The following is a 14,054-nucleotide window of genomic DNA, read 5'->3' as shown; positions in this document are numbered from 1 at the left end:
CCGGTAACTATTTCCTGCAGGAATCATCTTAACGGCAAAATATAACAGGACTCACGCTATTGCATGGCAATTAAATTAGAGATTAAGAATCTATACAAAATATTTGGAGAGCATCCGCAACGGGCCTTTAAATATATTGACCAAGGGCTTTCAAAAGCGGAAATACTTGAAAAAACCGGGCTATCTGTCGGCGTTAAAGACGCCACTCTGGCCATTGAAGAAGGCGAGATATTTGTCATCATGGGATTATCCGGATCGGGTAAATCCACTATGGTTCGCCTTCTCAATCGCCTGATTGAACCCACCCGCGGCCAGGTGCTGATTGACGGCGAAGATATCGCTAAAATATCAGACACCGCGCTGCGCGAGGTGCGCAAGAAAAAGATAGCGATGGTATTCCAGTCATTCGCGCTGATGCCGCATATGACGGTATTAAATAATACCGCTTTCGGCATGGAATTAGCCGGCGTACCGCTGAAAGAACGTCAGGAAAAAGCGCTCGACGCGCTGCGTCAGGTCGGGCTTGAAAATTACGCGCACGCCTATCCGGATGAACTTTCCGGCGGGATGCGTCAGCGCGTTGGGCTTGCGCGCGCACTGGCCATTAACCCGGATATTCTGTTAATGGATGAGGCGTTCTCGGCGCTCGACCCATTAATTCGCAGCGAAATGCAGGATGAATTAATTAAGCTGCAATCGCGTCATCAGCGCACCATTGTGTTTATTTCCCACGACCTCGACGAAGCCATGCGAATTGGCGATCGTATCGCGATTATGCAAAACGGTGAAGTGGTGCAGGTCGGCACGCCGGATGAAATTCTTAATAACCCGGCGAACGATTATGTGCGCACGTTTTTCCGCGGCGTCGATATCAGCCAGGTCTTCAGCGCGAAAGATATCGCCCGCCGAAGCCCCGGCGGTCTGCTGCGTAAAACGCCGGGGTTTGGCCCGCGTTCCGCAATCAAACTGTTGCAGGATGAAGATCGCGAGTTTGGTTACGTCGTCGAGCGCGGTAACCGCTTTGTCGGCACCGTCTCGGTGGACTCCCTGAAAGCGGCGCTGGCGGCAGGCCAGGGGCTGGACAGCGCGTTGCTGGACACGCCTGCTGCGGTGAGCGCCGACACGCCGCTCAGCGAACTGCTCTCACCGGTTGGGGTGGCGCCATGCGCCGTCCCGGTGGTGGGCGAAGAGCAACAGTATGTGGGCGTTATCTCGAAAGGGGTACTCCTGCAGGCATTAGATCGCGAGGGGGCAACCAATGACTGACCAGACGCAAAATCCATGGGATACCGGGACCGCTGACGCGGCGGCCAATAGCGCCAGCAGCGCCGACGCGTGGGCCAGCCCGACGCCCGCGCCGGAGAGCGGCACCGCCGACTGGCTCAACAGCGCGCCGGCGCCCGCGCCAGAACATTTCAACATCATGGACCCGTTCCATAAGACGCTGATCCCGCTTGATCGCTGGGTAACGGAAGGCATCGACTGGGTGGTGACGCATTTCCGCCCGCTGTTCCAGGGCATTCGCGTGCCGGTGGATTACATCCTGGGCGGCTTTCAGCAGTTGCTGCTGGGGATGCCTGCGCCAGTGGCGATCGTGATTTTCGCGCTGATCGCCTGGCAGATCTCAGGCGTCGGAATGGGCGTTGCGACGCTGGTGTCGCTGATCCTCATCGGCGCGATCGGCGCCTGGTCGCAGGCGATGGTGACGCTGGCGCTGGTGCTGACCGCCCTGCTGTTCTGCGTGCTGATTGGCCTGCCGCTTGGGATCTGGCTTGCCAGAAGCCCGCGCGCCGCGAAGATTATTCGTCCGCTGCTGGATGCGATGCAGACCACGCCGGCGTTTGTCTATCTGGTGCCGATTGTGATGCTGTTTGGCATCGGCAACGTGCCGGGCGTGGTCGTGACGATTATCTTCGCGCTGCCGCCGGTAGTGCGCCTGACGATCCTTGGGATCAACCAGGTACCGGAAGATCTCATCGAAGCGGCGCGCTCGTTCGGCTCAAGCCCGCGTCAGATGCTGTTTAAAGTCCAGCTTCCGCTGGCCATGCCGACCATTATGGCGGGGATTAACCAGACGCTGATGCTGGCGCTCTCGATGGTGGTCATCGCCTCGATGATAGCCGTAGGCGGGCTGGGACAGATGGTGCTGCGCGGCATTGGCCGCCTTGATATGGGCCTCGCCACGGTCGGCGGCGTCGGGATCGTTATCCTCGCCATTATTCTCGACAGGCTGACGCAGGCGGTCGGGCGCGACGCCCGCAGCCGCGGCAACCGTCGCTGGTACTTAAGCGGCCCGCTCGGCCTTATCACTCGTCCATTCATCAAATAACGCGCGGGCGGCGCAGGCCGCCCCGTTCCCTTCTTCTCATAAAAGGAATAACGATGCGACATTCTGTTCTTTTCGCCACGGCGTTTGCCTCACTCGTTACCACCAGCACCTTTGCCGCTGACCTTCCGGGCAAAGGCATTACCGTCCAGCCAGTGCAGAGCACTATCTCTGAAGAGAGTTTTCAGACGCTGCTGGTCAGCCGCGCGCTGGAAAAGCTCGGCTACACCGTGAATAAAACCAGCGAAGTGGATTACAACGTCGGCTACACCTCGATTGCCTCCGGCGACGCCACCTTTACCGCCGTGAACTGGCAGCCGCTGCATGACGATATGTACGCGGCGGCGGGCGGCGATAAAAAATTCTGGCGCCAGGGCACCTATGTGACCGGCGCGGCGCAAGGCTATCTGATTGATCGTAAAACCGCCGAGAAATATCACATTACCAATATCGCTCAGCTGAAAGATCCCAACATTGCGAAGCTGTTTGACAGCAACGGCGACGGCAAAGCAGACATGATGGGTTGTACGCCGGGCTGGGGCTGCGAAACGGTGATTAACCATCAGAACACGGCCTATCATCTGCAGGACACCGTGACCGTGAACCACGGCAATTACGCGGCGATGATGGCTGATACGATTGCGCGTTATAAAGAAGGCAAGCCGGTGCTCTATTACACCTGGACGCCGTACTGGGTGAGCGACGTGCTGAAGCCGGGTAAAGACGTGGTGTGGCTACAGGTGCCGTTCTCTTCCCTGCCGGGCGAGCAGAAAAACATCGACACGACGCTTGCGAATGGCAATAACTTTGGCTTCCCGGTCAATACGATGCATATCGTGGCCAACAAAGCCTGGGCGCAGAAAAACCCGGCGGCGGCGAAGCTGTTCTCGGTGATGAAACTGCCGATTACCGATATCAACGCCCAGAACGCGATGATGCACAGCGGCAGAGCCAGCGAGGCGGATATTCAGGGTCATGTTGATGGCTGGATCAAAGCCCACCAGCAGCAGTTTGACGGCTGGATCAACGAAGCGCTCGCCGCGCAGAAATAAGCGCGTTAACGATGTAAGACGACACCCGCCGCCCGGCGGGTGTTTTTTATGGAGCCGGGCATGGCCTGGGCATAACGGCGAGCAGATAAGCGCAGCCCCACCGTGACCTCACCCCCTTCCAAAACGCACAATCCGACACTTAACAATTCCTCAACAATCTGGCGCTACGGTGCGGTTCCGTTATCATAATGGCTTTCGGCAAGCGCTTTTACGCCCTTCTTATTGAGCAACATACAAAACCATGACCAAACACTCTCAAGGACTTAGCACACCGCTGACGGTATTGATGTCTGTCGCGACCGGTCTTGTGGTAGCGAGCAACTACTATGCCCAGCCGCTGCTCGACACTATCGCCAACGCCTTCGCCATTACCGCCAACCAGGCGGGCTTTATTGTGACCGCCGCCCAGCTCGGCTACGCCTTCGGGCTGCTGTTCCTGGTGCCGCTCGGCGACATGTTCGAACGCCGCAGCATGATTGTCATCATGACGCTGCTGGCCGCCGCCGGGATGCTGATTACCGCCAGCAGCCATACGCTGGCGATGATGATCCTCGGCACCGCGCTGACCGGCCTGTTCTCGGTGGTGGCGCAGGTACTGGTGCCGCTCGCCGCCACGCTTGCCGCGCCGGAAAAACGCGGCAAGGTGGTGGGCACGATTATGAGCGGCCTGCTGCTCGGTATTCTGCTGGCGCGTACCGTCTCCGGCGCGCTCGCAAGCCTCGGCGGCTGGCGCACCGTCTACTGGGTCGCGACGGTGCTGATGGCTATCATGGCGCTCGCGCTCTGGCGTGGGCTGCCAGCCGTGAAACAGACCAGCACGCTTAACTATCCGCAACTGCTCGGCTCTATTTTCAGCCTCTTTACCCGCGATAAGCTCCTGCGCACCCGCGCGCTGCTGGGCTGCCTGACTTTCGCCAACTTCAGCATTCTCTGGACGTCGATGGCGTTTTTACTGGCGGGCGCGCCGTTTCACTTCTCCGACGGCGTGATTGGCCTGTTCGGCCTTGCGGGCGCGGCCGGCGCGCTCGCCGCGCGACCGGCTGGCGGGTTTGTCGATAAGGGCAAAGCGCATCTCACCACGACCTGGGGGCTGGTGCTGCTGCTGCTGTCGTGGATTGCCGTCGCGTTCGGCCAGTTTTCAGTTATCGCGCTGATTATCGGCATTCTTATCCTCGACCTGACCGTACAGGGCGTGCATATCACCAACCAGAGCGTTATCTACCGCATTCACCCGGACGCGCGTAACCGCCTGACCGCCGGTTATATGACCAGCTATTTTATTGGCGGCGCGGCCGGATCGCTGATTTCCGCCTCCGCCTGGCAGCACGCCGGATGGAACGGCGTGTGCGCCGCGGGTGCGATTATCGCCCTACTAAATCTGGTAGTGTGGTGGCGGGGCTATCACCGCCACAGCGGCGCAGAGTGAGGTCTGCGTCGCACCTTTGCCGTCCTGAATGCCTGCGAAGGGTGTTAAGGGCGGTAACACTCTGTTAAGGTTATGCTGAGTTATTTATTCGAGTGATTTTAACTTCGGCAATATATCAAAAACGTATATGGATATACCCACACCCTTAAGCCCCTCCCTGCCCCTTCGCATCACCACGCTGGCAGGGAGAATAAGCGACATTTTGCCATCATTTATCAGCGGCTTGCCCGTGGATTTCATCTCGCGTTTCTGTACTGTATCGCCTGGTCTGACATCATCCGAATCGACTTCTTATATTTCCGTTACTTATATGAACGACGCCCGGCTTACCCCGTTTTCCGCCGATACGCGTAGTGTCAGCGCGTCGTTATTTTTCATGCCCGCCTGGCCGCAGCGCCTACTGGCAAGGCGGCGGGCGCTCCGGGTTATGGAGTAGTCCGGAAGCTCATGGCGGTAACGTAGCCATTAGTGATTCATCTGAATAATAGATTTACATGATTTGTTACCGTCGTTATTATATCGGCTGCAATTAATGAGGTTATACCCAAATGGATAGTTCGTTTACGCCCATTGAACAGATGCTTAAATTTCGCGCCAGTCGCTACGAGGATTTTCCGTATCAGGAAATTCTGCTGACTCGCCTGTGCATGCATATGCAGGGCAAGCTGCTGGAAAACCGCAATAAGATGCTGAAGGCTCAGGGGATTAACGAGACGTTGTTTATGGCGCTGTTGACCCTGGAGTCCCAGGAGAATCACAGTATTCAGCCGAGCGAGCTGAGCTGCGCACTGGGATCGTCGCGCACGAACGCCACCCGCATTGCCGATGAGCTGGAAAAACGCGGCTGGATCGAACGTCGCGAAAGCGATAACGATCGCCGTTGCCTGCACCTTCAGCTGACTGAAAAAGGTCAGGACTTCTTACGTCAGGTGCTGCCGCCGCAGCATAACTGTCTGCATCTGCTCTGGTCTTCCTTAAGCAGCCAGGAAAAGGAACAGCTGGAGCAGATAACGCGCAAATTACTCGACCGTCTCGACCAGATGGAAGAGGACAATACGATGCTTGAGGCCGTTCGCTAACGCGCCAATAAGCGCTCGTTTCGCAAACGTGCTGTTGCAAGGAAACCGCTACACTGACAGGCCAGCATCGTGCTGGCCTTTTTGACAACAGAGGTCGGCGTCCGCCGACGACAACAATAAGAACGTGGAGATAAACATGAGCGCAAATGCGGAGAACACCACCCCGCAGCAACCGGTGAATAAGAAGAAGGGCAAACGCAAAGGCGCCCTGCTTTTATTGACCTTGCTCTTTGTTGTTATTGCCGTGGCGTATGGCGTTTACTGGTTTTTAGTGGCGCGTCATTATGAGGAAACCGATGACGCTTACGTGGCAGGGAACCAGGTTCAAATCATGGCGCAGGTCTCCGGCAGCGTCACCAAAGTGTGGGTAGAGAACACCGACTTTGTGAAAAAAGGCGACGTGCTGGTCACACTTGACCCGACCGACGCCCAGCAGGCCTTTGAAAAAGCGCAGACGCAGCTCGCCTCAAGCGTCCGTCAGACCCGCCAGCTGATGATTAACAGCAAGCAGTACGCGGCAAATATCGATGTACAGAAAACCGCGCTGGCGCAGGCCCAGAGCGACTTAAACCGCCGCGTGCCGCTCGGCAGTGCCAACCTGATTGGCCGTGAAGAGCTCCAGCACGCCCGCGATGCGGTCGCGAGCGCCCAGGCGCAGCTTGATGTCGCCATCCAGCAGTACAATGCCAACCAGGCGATGATCCTCGGCACCACGCTTGAAGATCAGCCAGCCGTAAAACAGGCCGCCACCGAAGTGCGCAACGCCTGGCTTGCCTTGCAGCGTACGAAAATCGTCAGCCCGATGACCGGCTACGTATCGCGCCGCTCGGTGCAGGTGGGCGCGCAGATTAGTTCCAGCACGCCGCTGATGGCAATCGTGCCTGCGAGCGGTTTGTGGGTGGACGCTAACTTTAAAGAGACCCAGCTTGCTCATATGCGCATCGGCCAGCAGGCGACCATCGTCAGCGACATCTATGGCGATGACGTAGAGTACACAGGCAAAGTGGTCGGGCTGGATATGGGTACCGGCAGCGCCTTCTCGCTGCTGCCCGCGCAGAACGCCACCGGCAACTGGATTAAAGTCGTGCAGCGCCTGCCGGTGCGTATCGAACTTGATCCGAAACAGCTTGAACAGCATCCGCTGCGCATCGGTTTGTCCACGCTGGTTAAAGTGAACACCAGCAATCTTGACGGCGGCGTTCTGGCGACGCAGACCCGTTCGCAGCCCGCGTATGAAAGTAACGCGCGCGAAATCAGCCTGGAGCCGGTGAACAAGCTGATTAACGATATTGTGCAGGCGAACGCAGGTTAACCGGCGGAGGTTGTATGCAGCAGCAACGTAAACCGCTGGAAGGGGCGCAACTGGTCATTATGACCATCGCCCTGTCGCTTGCCACGTTCATGCAGGTGCTGGACTCCACCATCGCCAACGTGGCTATCCCGACGATTGCCGGTAACCTGGGCGCCTCGCTGAGTCAGGGCACTTGGGTTATCACCTCGTTCGGGGTGGCGAATGCCATCTCGATCCCGATTACCGGCTGGCTCGCCAGACGTGTCGGCGAGGTGCGTCTGTTCGTCTGGTCCACCATCGCTTTCGCCATCGCCTCCTGGGCATGCGGCGTCTCCAACAGCCTGAACATGCTGATTTTCTTCCGCGTGATTCAGGGGATTGTGGCCGGGCCGCTGATCCCGCTTTCCCAGAGTCTGCTGCTGAGCAACTACCCGCCGGCCAAGCGCTCCATCGCGCTGGCGCTGTGGTCGATGACGGTGATCGTCGCCCCCATCTGCGGCCCGATCCTCGGCGGCTGGATCAGCGATAACTACCACTGGGGCTGGATCTTCTTTATCAACGTGCCTATCGGCATCGCTGTGGTGCTGATGACGCTGCAGTCGCTGCGTGGCCGCGAAACCCGCACCGAGCAGCGGCGCATTGACGCCGTGGGGCTGGCGCTGCTGGTCATCGGCATCGGCAGTCTCCAGGTGATGCTCGACCAGGGCAAAGAACTCGACTGGTTTAACTCTACCGAAATCGTGGTGCTGACGGTCGTGGCCGTGGTCGCGCTCTGCTTCCTGATTGTCTGGGAGCTGACCGACGAGCACCCGATTGTCGACCTCGCGCTGTTTAAGTCGCGCAACTTCACCATTGGCTGTCTGAGCATCAGTCTTGCCTATATGCTCTACTTCGGCTCGATTGTGTTGCTGCCGCAGCTGCTGCAGGAGGTATACGGCTATACCGCCACCTGGGCGGGTCTTGCCTCGGCGCCGGTCGGGATCATTCCGGTTATCCTCTCGCCGATTATTGGGCGTTTCGCGCATAAGCTTGATATGCGCCGTCTGGTGACGTTCAGCTTTATTATGTACGCGGTGTGCTTTTACTGGCGCGCGTACACCTTCGAGCCGGGCATGGATTTCGGCGCCTCGGCGTGGCCGCAGTTTATCCAGGGTTTCGCGGTGGCCTGCTTCTTTATGCCGCTGACCACCATCACTCTTTCCGGCTTGCCGCCGGAGCGGCTGGCGGCGGCGTCGAGCCTGTCCAACTTCTTAAGAACGCTGGCGGGCTCTATCGGCACCTCGATAACGACGACGCTCTGGACTAACCGGGAATCGATGCACCATGCGCAGATGACCGAGTCGGTGACGCCGTTTAATCCCAATGCGCAGGAGATGTATAACCAGCTCCAGGGCATGGGGATGACGCAGCAACAGGCGTCGGGGTATATCGCACAACAGATTACCAACCAGGGGCTGATTATCTCAGCCAACGAGATTTTCTGGGCCTCGGCGGGCGTGTTCCTGATCCTGCTCGGGCTTATCTGGTTTGCGAGACCGCCCTTCGGAGCGGGGGGCGGCGGTGGCGGCGCTCACTGACGCTCGCGATAAAAAGGCCCGCACTCGCGGGCCTTTTTTATTCACGGCGTAAACGCGTTTATTCGTTGATCGATACGGCGCCCTGCTTGCGCAGCTGCGCTTTCAGACGCTCCAGCGGCAGAGGCCGACACATCAGATAGCCCTGGGTTTCATCGCACTGGTACATTTTCAGCTGCGCCAGCTGCTCCGGCGTCTCCACCCCTTCGGCGGTGATGCTGAGCGAAAACGCTTTGCCGAGCCCGATAATGTTTTCCACGATGCTGTTAGCGTTATCCGAGTGCGGCATCCCCGCTACAAACGATTTATCAAGCTTAATGCCGTCAAACGGGAACGTGCGCAGATAGCTTAACGAGGAGTAGCCGGTACCGAAATCGTCAATGAGCAGCCGCACGCCGAGCGCTTTCAGGTTGTTCATTATCTCAAGGCTTACCTCCGGGTTGGAGAGCGTGGCGTTCTCTGTCACCTCCAGCTCCAGCCGCTCCGGCGCAAGCCCGGTCGTTTCCAGCGTCTCTTTCACCCGCTCCACCAGCCCTGGCGTGCGGAACTCCACCGCCGAAATATTGACGGAAATCGCAAGGCCCGGCATTTCACGCTGCGCGTCGCGGCAGGCGGCGTTCAGCACCCAGTCGCTGATGGCGATAATCAGCCCGGTTTCTTCGGCAAGCGGGATAAACTGATCTGGCATCAGGATGCCATGCTCGGGGTGATGCCAGCGCAGCAGCGCTTCCACTGCCACTATCTTCTCCGCGCTGACGTCATAACGCGGCTGATAAACCAGCTGGAACTGCTGCTCGCGAAGCGCCTCGCGCAGGCTGTTTTCCATTTCGCGGCGCTGAACAATCTGCTCAGCCATATCGGCGTTATAAAACACCCAGTGGTTACGCCCGCTGCTTTTGGCTTTATAAAGCGCGATGTCGGAGAAACGCAGCAGATCGGTGGCGTTGACGGAATCCTGCGGGGCGAGCGCGATACCCATGCTGGCGCCGATTAAAATCTCATGCTCCTGCACGGTAAACGGGCGATTGATCTCAACAAGAATTCGCTCGCAGAGCTGTTCCAGCGCTTCTTTGCGCTCAATATCCGGGATTATCAGGATAAACTCATCGCCGCCCTGGCGCGCCACAAGGTCAACATCGCGCAGGCAGGCGCGCAGGCGCTCCGAGACCTGATGCAGCAGCTCGTCGCCGACGCCGTGGCCGAAGAGATCGTTGACCGGCTTAAACTTGTCGAGGTCGAGGCTTATCATCGCCAGCGGATGCTCGCGAGTCGGGCGTGACTGAAGTTTGCCTTCCAGAAACTCCTTCATGCGCACCCGGTTGGGCAGGCCGGTGAGCTCGTCATGCAGCGAGAGATACTGCACGCGCGCCTGGGCTTCGACTTCCAGCGTGACGTCGGTCGCGGTGCCGCGAAAGTTCAGGGTGCCTTCCGCTGTTGCGATAGGCTTCGCCACGAGGTTGCAGTAGCGCTGATGGCCCTGCGCCGAGAGATAGCGGCAGTGTGTCATATTGCGATGCCCGCTCTGCCCCGGCTGGTGAAACCACGCCTCCAGCGTGGCCCTGTCTTCCTGGATAAATTCCGTTACCCGGCGTCCCAGCCAGTCGGCGATGCGATACCCCGTGATGACCGGAAAGCGTTCAGAAAGCCAGGTGAAGCGCAGCTCATCGTCGGTTTCCCAGATCCAGTCGGTCGTCGCTTCCACAACATCGCGAAAACGCCGCTCGCTCGCCGCCAGCGCCAGCCGGTTCTGCTCCAGCAAAAAGGCGTTTTCATCGTTAAGCCGCGCTTTGTTGAGCGCGTTACGCATCAGCAGCCCCGCGACCAGCGCGGTAAAGAGCGTCAGGAAAATAAGCAGCGGCAGAATGACGACCATCAGAGCGTGCCCCGGATCTTCACTTCGCCAGGCCATGGTGACTTGTCCGTTACCGAGCGGCAGCGCCAGCGTCACCTGGCGATAATCGGGCCGCGCCTCGCCCGGTTTACGCACGTGCAGCTCATCAATGCCATATTCGCGCCCCATTCTTGCGAGTTCCGTTTCGGTGAGCACATCGATAAACACCATCAGCGACGGCGCGCCAGGCTCTGCCTCGACGACATTATCGCCGCCGCTACGTATCCACGCCGCGCCCACCAGCGCCGGTTTGCCGTTATACGCCATCGGCGTGACAATGGCCGCCCCGTCTGTGCCATCGAGCGCAATACGCAGGCTTTTCAGCATTGGCGCGCCTGTCCAGTGTTCAACGTTCTGGTTACGCAGCCTGCCGTTGACGACGCTGTAACGGGTAGTGTCGCCGCCATCGGTCACAAAAACGCCATCGTAGCCGAACATCTCATAAAGTGACTGCCCGAGGTTGCCGCGATCCCATGCCCAGCGCACGTCGGTAGTTTTATGCAGTTTGAGATACGCCTCGCCCCAGTCGGAGTAGTCGTTGAGATTGGTTTTAAGCGCGTCCTGACGATTTTGCAGGGCTTTTAAAAACAGATGGCGGCTGCGTGCATCTGTGCGGTCATTAATATCATTCGCAATATGCAGCAGAGAGAGAATCGCGAGCAGGAAAAATAGCCCTAACAAAGCCCCCATAAAAAGCAGCGTGCGCCGGATAAAACGCGTGGTATTACCCGTTTCGTTACCAGATAACTCAGAAGCGCCGCGTCTGAAAAAACCTCTCATTCTCGATCCCAGTCAGTTAGTGCCTTAATAATGATTATGACGCCCGTGAAAAGATCCTGCGCGTTACAGAGACCTTTCGTGGCAAAATATATTCTGGCTCAGGGGCTTGCGGCCCATGCGGCCTTAACACTGGCGATATACACAGACAGGACGCGGCCCGCCACTGTTCCGGGTCAATCGTTCAGGGTATAAATAGTATTGAAACGATATTTTATGGTGCGGGTTTATTCTGCGTCTGACCGTTTAATTTGTTTTAAGTCGACAAAGCGCGGGTCTGAAGAAAAATATAACCGCAACGGTAATCATATAATAAAAAAGGAGCCTGTCAGGCTCCTTTTTCGTTATTTAACGCAGCTTTTACAGGTGCAGTTCCTGTAATTTCTCTTTCGGCAGCGCCAGTTCGTCGTTGCTGTTCACACCCACGCCACGCTCGATAATATGACGCGCAATTTCCTGCGCCTCTTCCAGCGAGTGCATCTCGTAAGTGCCGCACTGGTAGACGTTCAGCTCAGGGATCTGGTTCTGCGCTTTGACCTTCAGCACATCCTGCATCGCCGCTTTCCAGGCGTCAGCGACGCGCTGTTCGTCAGGCTGGCCGATAAGGCTCATGTAGAAACCGGTGCGGCAGCCCATCGGGGAGATGTCGATGATCTCCACGCCGTTGCCGTTCAGGTGATCGCGCATGAAACCGGCAAACAGATGTTCCAGCGTGTGGATACCTTTTTCCGGCATCACTTCTTTGTTCGGCGCACAGAAGCGCAGGTCGAAGACAGTGATGGTGTCGCCGTGCGGCGTGTTCATGGTTTTCGCCACACGCACCGCAGGCGCTTCCATACGGGTATGGTCGACAGTGAAGCTATCAAGCAATGGCATCTGATCACCTCCGATAAGTGATTTTTTTAAAATTAAACTGAACTAATGATCGCGGGCCGGGTCTGAATCTATGAAAGACGCGCATTTGTTATCATCATCACTGAGTTCAGAGATGACAATTCGGCCACAGCGATGTGGCCTTTTTCTTTTGTGTCACGCCTGCTTCGCCAGCCATTCGTCAAACGGCTCGGTGTCCGCGGCTTCAATCTCACGCTGACGCGCCAGTGACGCCGCCTGCTCTTTACGGAAATCCTCTTCCTGCAGTGCCTGCAACGGCTCTTCACGCAGCATCGTGCGGTAGCGGTCTGCAAGTTCCCGTCCGGTTCCGCCGATCCCGTTTTCAATCATTGAGCGCAGAATCCGCGCAGAGTACGTAAGCTCCGGATCGTCAAAGCACGCCACCAGACGATCGCAGACCTGCTGGTACTCCTGGCCGCCGTTAATGCCGTCGAGCGTTTGCGCCACGCGACGTAAATCGCGGAACAGATCTTTGCCCACTTTCTCAAGCGGGAACTGCGCTGTTTCACAGCCGATACCGAGGGTCAGTCCCGGTTTGCGGCCTTCGAGGATAACCCGGTTCCAGTTGGCGCGGGTGCACAGCAGTTCATCGCTGCTCATCTCCGGCGCATCCGCCAGCGCACACCAGACCATAAAGAGATCGAGGAAGCGCACCTGATTTTCATCCACGCCAATCGGCGAGAACGGGTTGATGTCGAGCGAGCGCACTTCGATGTATTCGATACCGCCGCGCAGCAGCGCATCGGACGGCGATTCGCCGTCGCGCGTGACGCGCTTCGGACGGATTGGCGCGTAGAGCTCGTTTTCAATCTGCAGGATGTTGGTGTTGATTTGCAGATACTCGCCCTCTTTCTTCAGCCCCAGCGCCGCATATTCTTCCGACGGGGTTTTGATGGCGCGCTTCAATCCTGCCACATAACTGTGCAGATCGTTAAACGTAATCCCGAGATTGCTTTGCGATTTATTGGTATAGCCGAGATCGCTTAAGCGCAGCGAGGTGGCATAAGGCAGGTAATACATGCCGCAGTCGGTTTTCTCAAACGGCAGCGTAGTCGGCTTGCCTTGCAGGAAGGACGAACAGATAGCCGGCGATGCGCCAAACAGATACGGAATAACCCAGCCGAAACGGTAGTAGTTGCGAATCAGGCGGAAATAACCCGCAGAGATAGCCTCTTTGCCGCTCCCGGCATCCTCCACCTGACACTTCGCCTGCCAGAACGCGAGCGGCAGCGAGAAGTTGTAGTGAACGCCGGAGATAGTCTGCATCAGCGCGCCGTAGCGGTTTTTCAGCCCCGAGCGATACAGTGTTTTGAAGCGACCGATATTCGAGGTGCCGTACTGCGCAAGCTCGATATCCTGCCCTTCTTTAATATAGCAAGGCATACTGAGCGGCCACATGCGCTCGTCGCCAAGCATTCTGGCGGTATGGCGATGAATATCGCGCATAACCGTTAGCATGTGGTCGATATCGTCATCTACCGGCGTGATAAATTCCAGAAGGGCTTCGGCAAAGTCCGTCGTGATCCACTTATGGGTTAACGCGGCGCCCAGGCTTTCCGGATGCCCCGTGGTCGCCAGCTCGCCTTCCGGCGTGACGCGCAGCGTTTCGCGCTCCAGCCCACGGCGAATGCCTTTTAATGCCTCAGGATGCTCGGTTAACCAAGCCAGCGCCTGTGATACGTCCGGGATCAAATTGACCTCCCGCCTGTCGTGTCGAAAATATTTTTATTAAGCATAATTGTAA

General features: G+C 57.6%; 10 protein-coding genes. 7 read left to right on the top strand and 3 right to left on the bottom strand.

The features are described from left to right. The first annotated feature begins 63 nt into the window (after positions 1–63). The 7 genes from proV to emrB all read left to right on the top strand — a co-directional run bounded on the left by proV (position 64) and on the right by emrB (position 8,751). On the top strand, positions 64–1,266 hold the full coding sequence (gene proV / locus AFK63_RS03040) for a glycine betaine/L-proline ABC transporter ATP-binding protein ProV (RefSeq protein ID WP_038868252.1): 1,203 nt from the start codon (positions 64–66) through the stop codon (positions 1,264–1,266). After that, a complete protein-coding gene (gene proW / locus AFK63_RS03035) occupies positions 1,259–2,329 on the top strand; it encodes a glycine betaine/L-proline ABC transporter permease ProW (protein WP_038868250.1) in 1,071 nt (356 codons plus the stop codon). The genes proV and proW overlap by 8 nt, the downstream gene beginning before the upstream one ends. A 53-nt stretch (positions 2,330–2,382) precedes the next feature. Further along, complete coding sequence (proX, locus tag AFK63_RS03030; protein WP_038868248.1) at positions 2,383–3,378, top strand: glycine betaine/L-proline ABC transporter substrate-binding protein ProX; 996 nt, start codon at positions 2,383–2,385, stop codon at positions 3,376–3,378. Positions 3,379–3,619: 241 nt separating this feature from the next. After that, a complete protein-coding gene (locus tag AFK63_RS03025; protein ID WP_038868246.1) occupies positions 3,620–4,804 on the top strand; it encodes an MFS transporter in 1,185 nt (394 codons plus the stop codon). A gap of 548 nt (positions 4,805–5,352) precedes the next feature. After that, on the top strand, positions 5,353–5,883 hold the full coding sequence (gene mprA, locus AFK63_RS03020; protein WP_038868245.1) for a transcriptional repressor MprA: 531 nt from the start codon (positions 5,353–5,355) through the stop codon (positions 5,881–5,883). 136 nt (positions 5,884–6,019) lie between these two features. Beyond that, entirely contained in the window at positions 6,020–7,195 is a 1,176-nt protein-coding gene (emrA, locus tag AFK63_RS03015; RefSeq protein ID WP_038868242.1) for a multidrug efflux MFS transporter periplasmic adaptor subunit EmrA, read from the top strand. A 14-nt stretch (positions 7,196–7,209) separates the two neighbouring features. Then, positions 7,210–8,751 (top strand): multidrug efflux MFS transporter permease subunit EmrB, encoded by a 1,542-nt coding sequence (gene emrB / locus AFK63_RS03010; protein WP_038868240.1) that lies wholly within the window; start codon positions 7,210–7,212, stop codon positions 8,749–8,751. Positions 8,752–8,809: 58 nt separating this feature from the next. Here emrB and AFK63_RS03005 read toward each other — a convergent pair whose 3' ends face one another. The 3 genes from AFK63_RS03005 to gshA form a co-directional block, all read right to left on the bottom strand. Further along, positions 8,810–11,419 carry a bifunctional diguanylate cyclase/phosphodiesterase gene (locus AFK63_RS03005; protein ID WP_407638537.1) on the bottom strand — a complete coding sequence of 870 codons (2,610 nt, stop codon included), beginning with the start codon at positions 11,417–11,419 and terminating at the stop codon, positions 8,810–8,812. Positions 11,420–11,776: 357 nt separating this feature from the next. Continuing rightward, positions 11,777–12,292 (bottom strand): S-ribosylhomocysteine lyase, encoded by a 516-nt coding sequence (gene luxS / locus AFK63_RS03000; protein WP_038868238.1) that lies wholly within the window; start codon positions 12,290–12,292, stop codon positions 11,777–11,779. 153 nt (positions 12,293–12,445) lie between these two features. Next, entirely contained in the window at positions 12,446–14,002 is a 1,557-nt protein-coding gene (gene gshA / locus AFK63_RS02995) for a glutamate--cysteine ligase (protein WP_038868234.1), read from the bottom strand. Positions 14,003–14,054 lie beyond the last annotated feature (52 nt).

Origin of the sequence: Cronobacter muytjensii ATCC 51329, from assembly GCF_001277195.1 — a bacterium.
GTDB lineage: Bacteria > Pseudomonadota > Gammaproteobacteria > Enterobacterales > Enterobacteriaceae > Cronobacter > Cronobacter muytjensii.
This window is presented reverse-complemented; position numbering and strand designations above follow the sequence as displayed.

Bases quoted from the DNA above. Each gene is read 5' to 3' on its own strand.
- AFK63_RS03025 (WP_038868246.1), top strand. From the start codon at position 3,620: ATGACCAAACACTCTCAAGGACTTAGCACACCGCTGACGGTATTGATG.
- mprA (WP_038868245.1), top strand. From the start codon at position 5,353: ATGGATAGTTCGTTTACGCCCATTGAACAGATGCTTAAATTTCGCGCC.
- emrA (WP_038868242.1), top strand. From the start codon at position 6,020: ATGAGCGCAAATGCGGAGAACACCACCCCGCAGCAACCGGTGAATAAG.
- luxS (WP_038868238.1), bottom strand. From the start codon at position 12,292: ATGCCATTGCTTGATAGCTTCACTGTCGACCATACCCGTATGGAAGCG.
- proV (WP_038868252.1), top strand. From the start codon at position 64: ATGGCAATTAAATTAGAGATTAAGAATCTATACAAAATATTTGGAGAG.
- proW (WP_038868250.1), top strand. From the start codon at position 1,259: ATGACTGACCAGACGCAAAATCCATGGGATACCGGGACCGCTGACGCG.
- emrB (WP_038868240.1), top strand. From the start codon at position 7,210: ATGCAGCAGCAACGTAAACCGCTGGAAGGGGCGCAACTGGTCATTATG.
- proX (WP_038868248.1), top strand. From the start codon at position 2,383: ATGCGACATTCTGTTCTTTTCGCCACGGCGTTTGCCTCACTCGTTACC.
- AFK63_RS03005 (WP_407638537.1), bottom strand. From the start codon at position 11,419: ATGAGAGGTTTTTTCAGACGCGGCGCTTCTGAGTTATCTGGTAACGAA.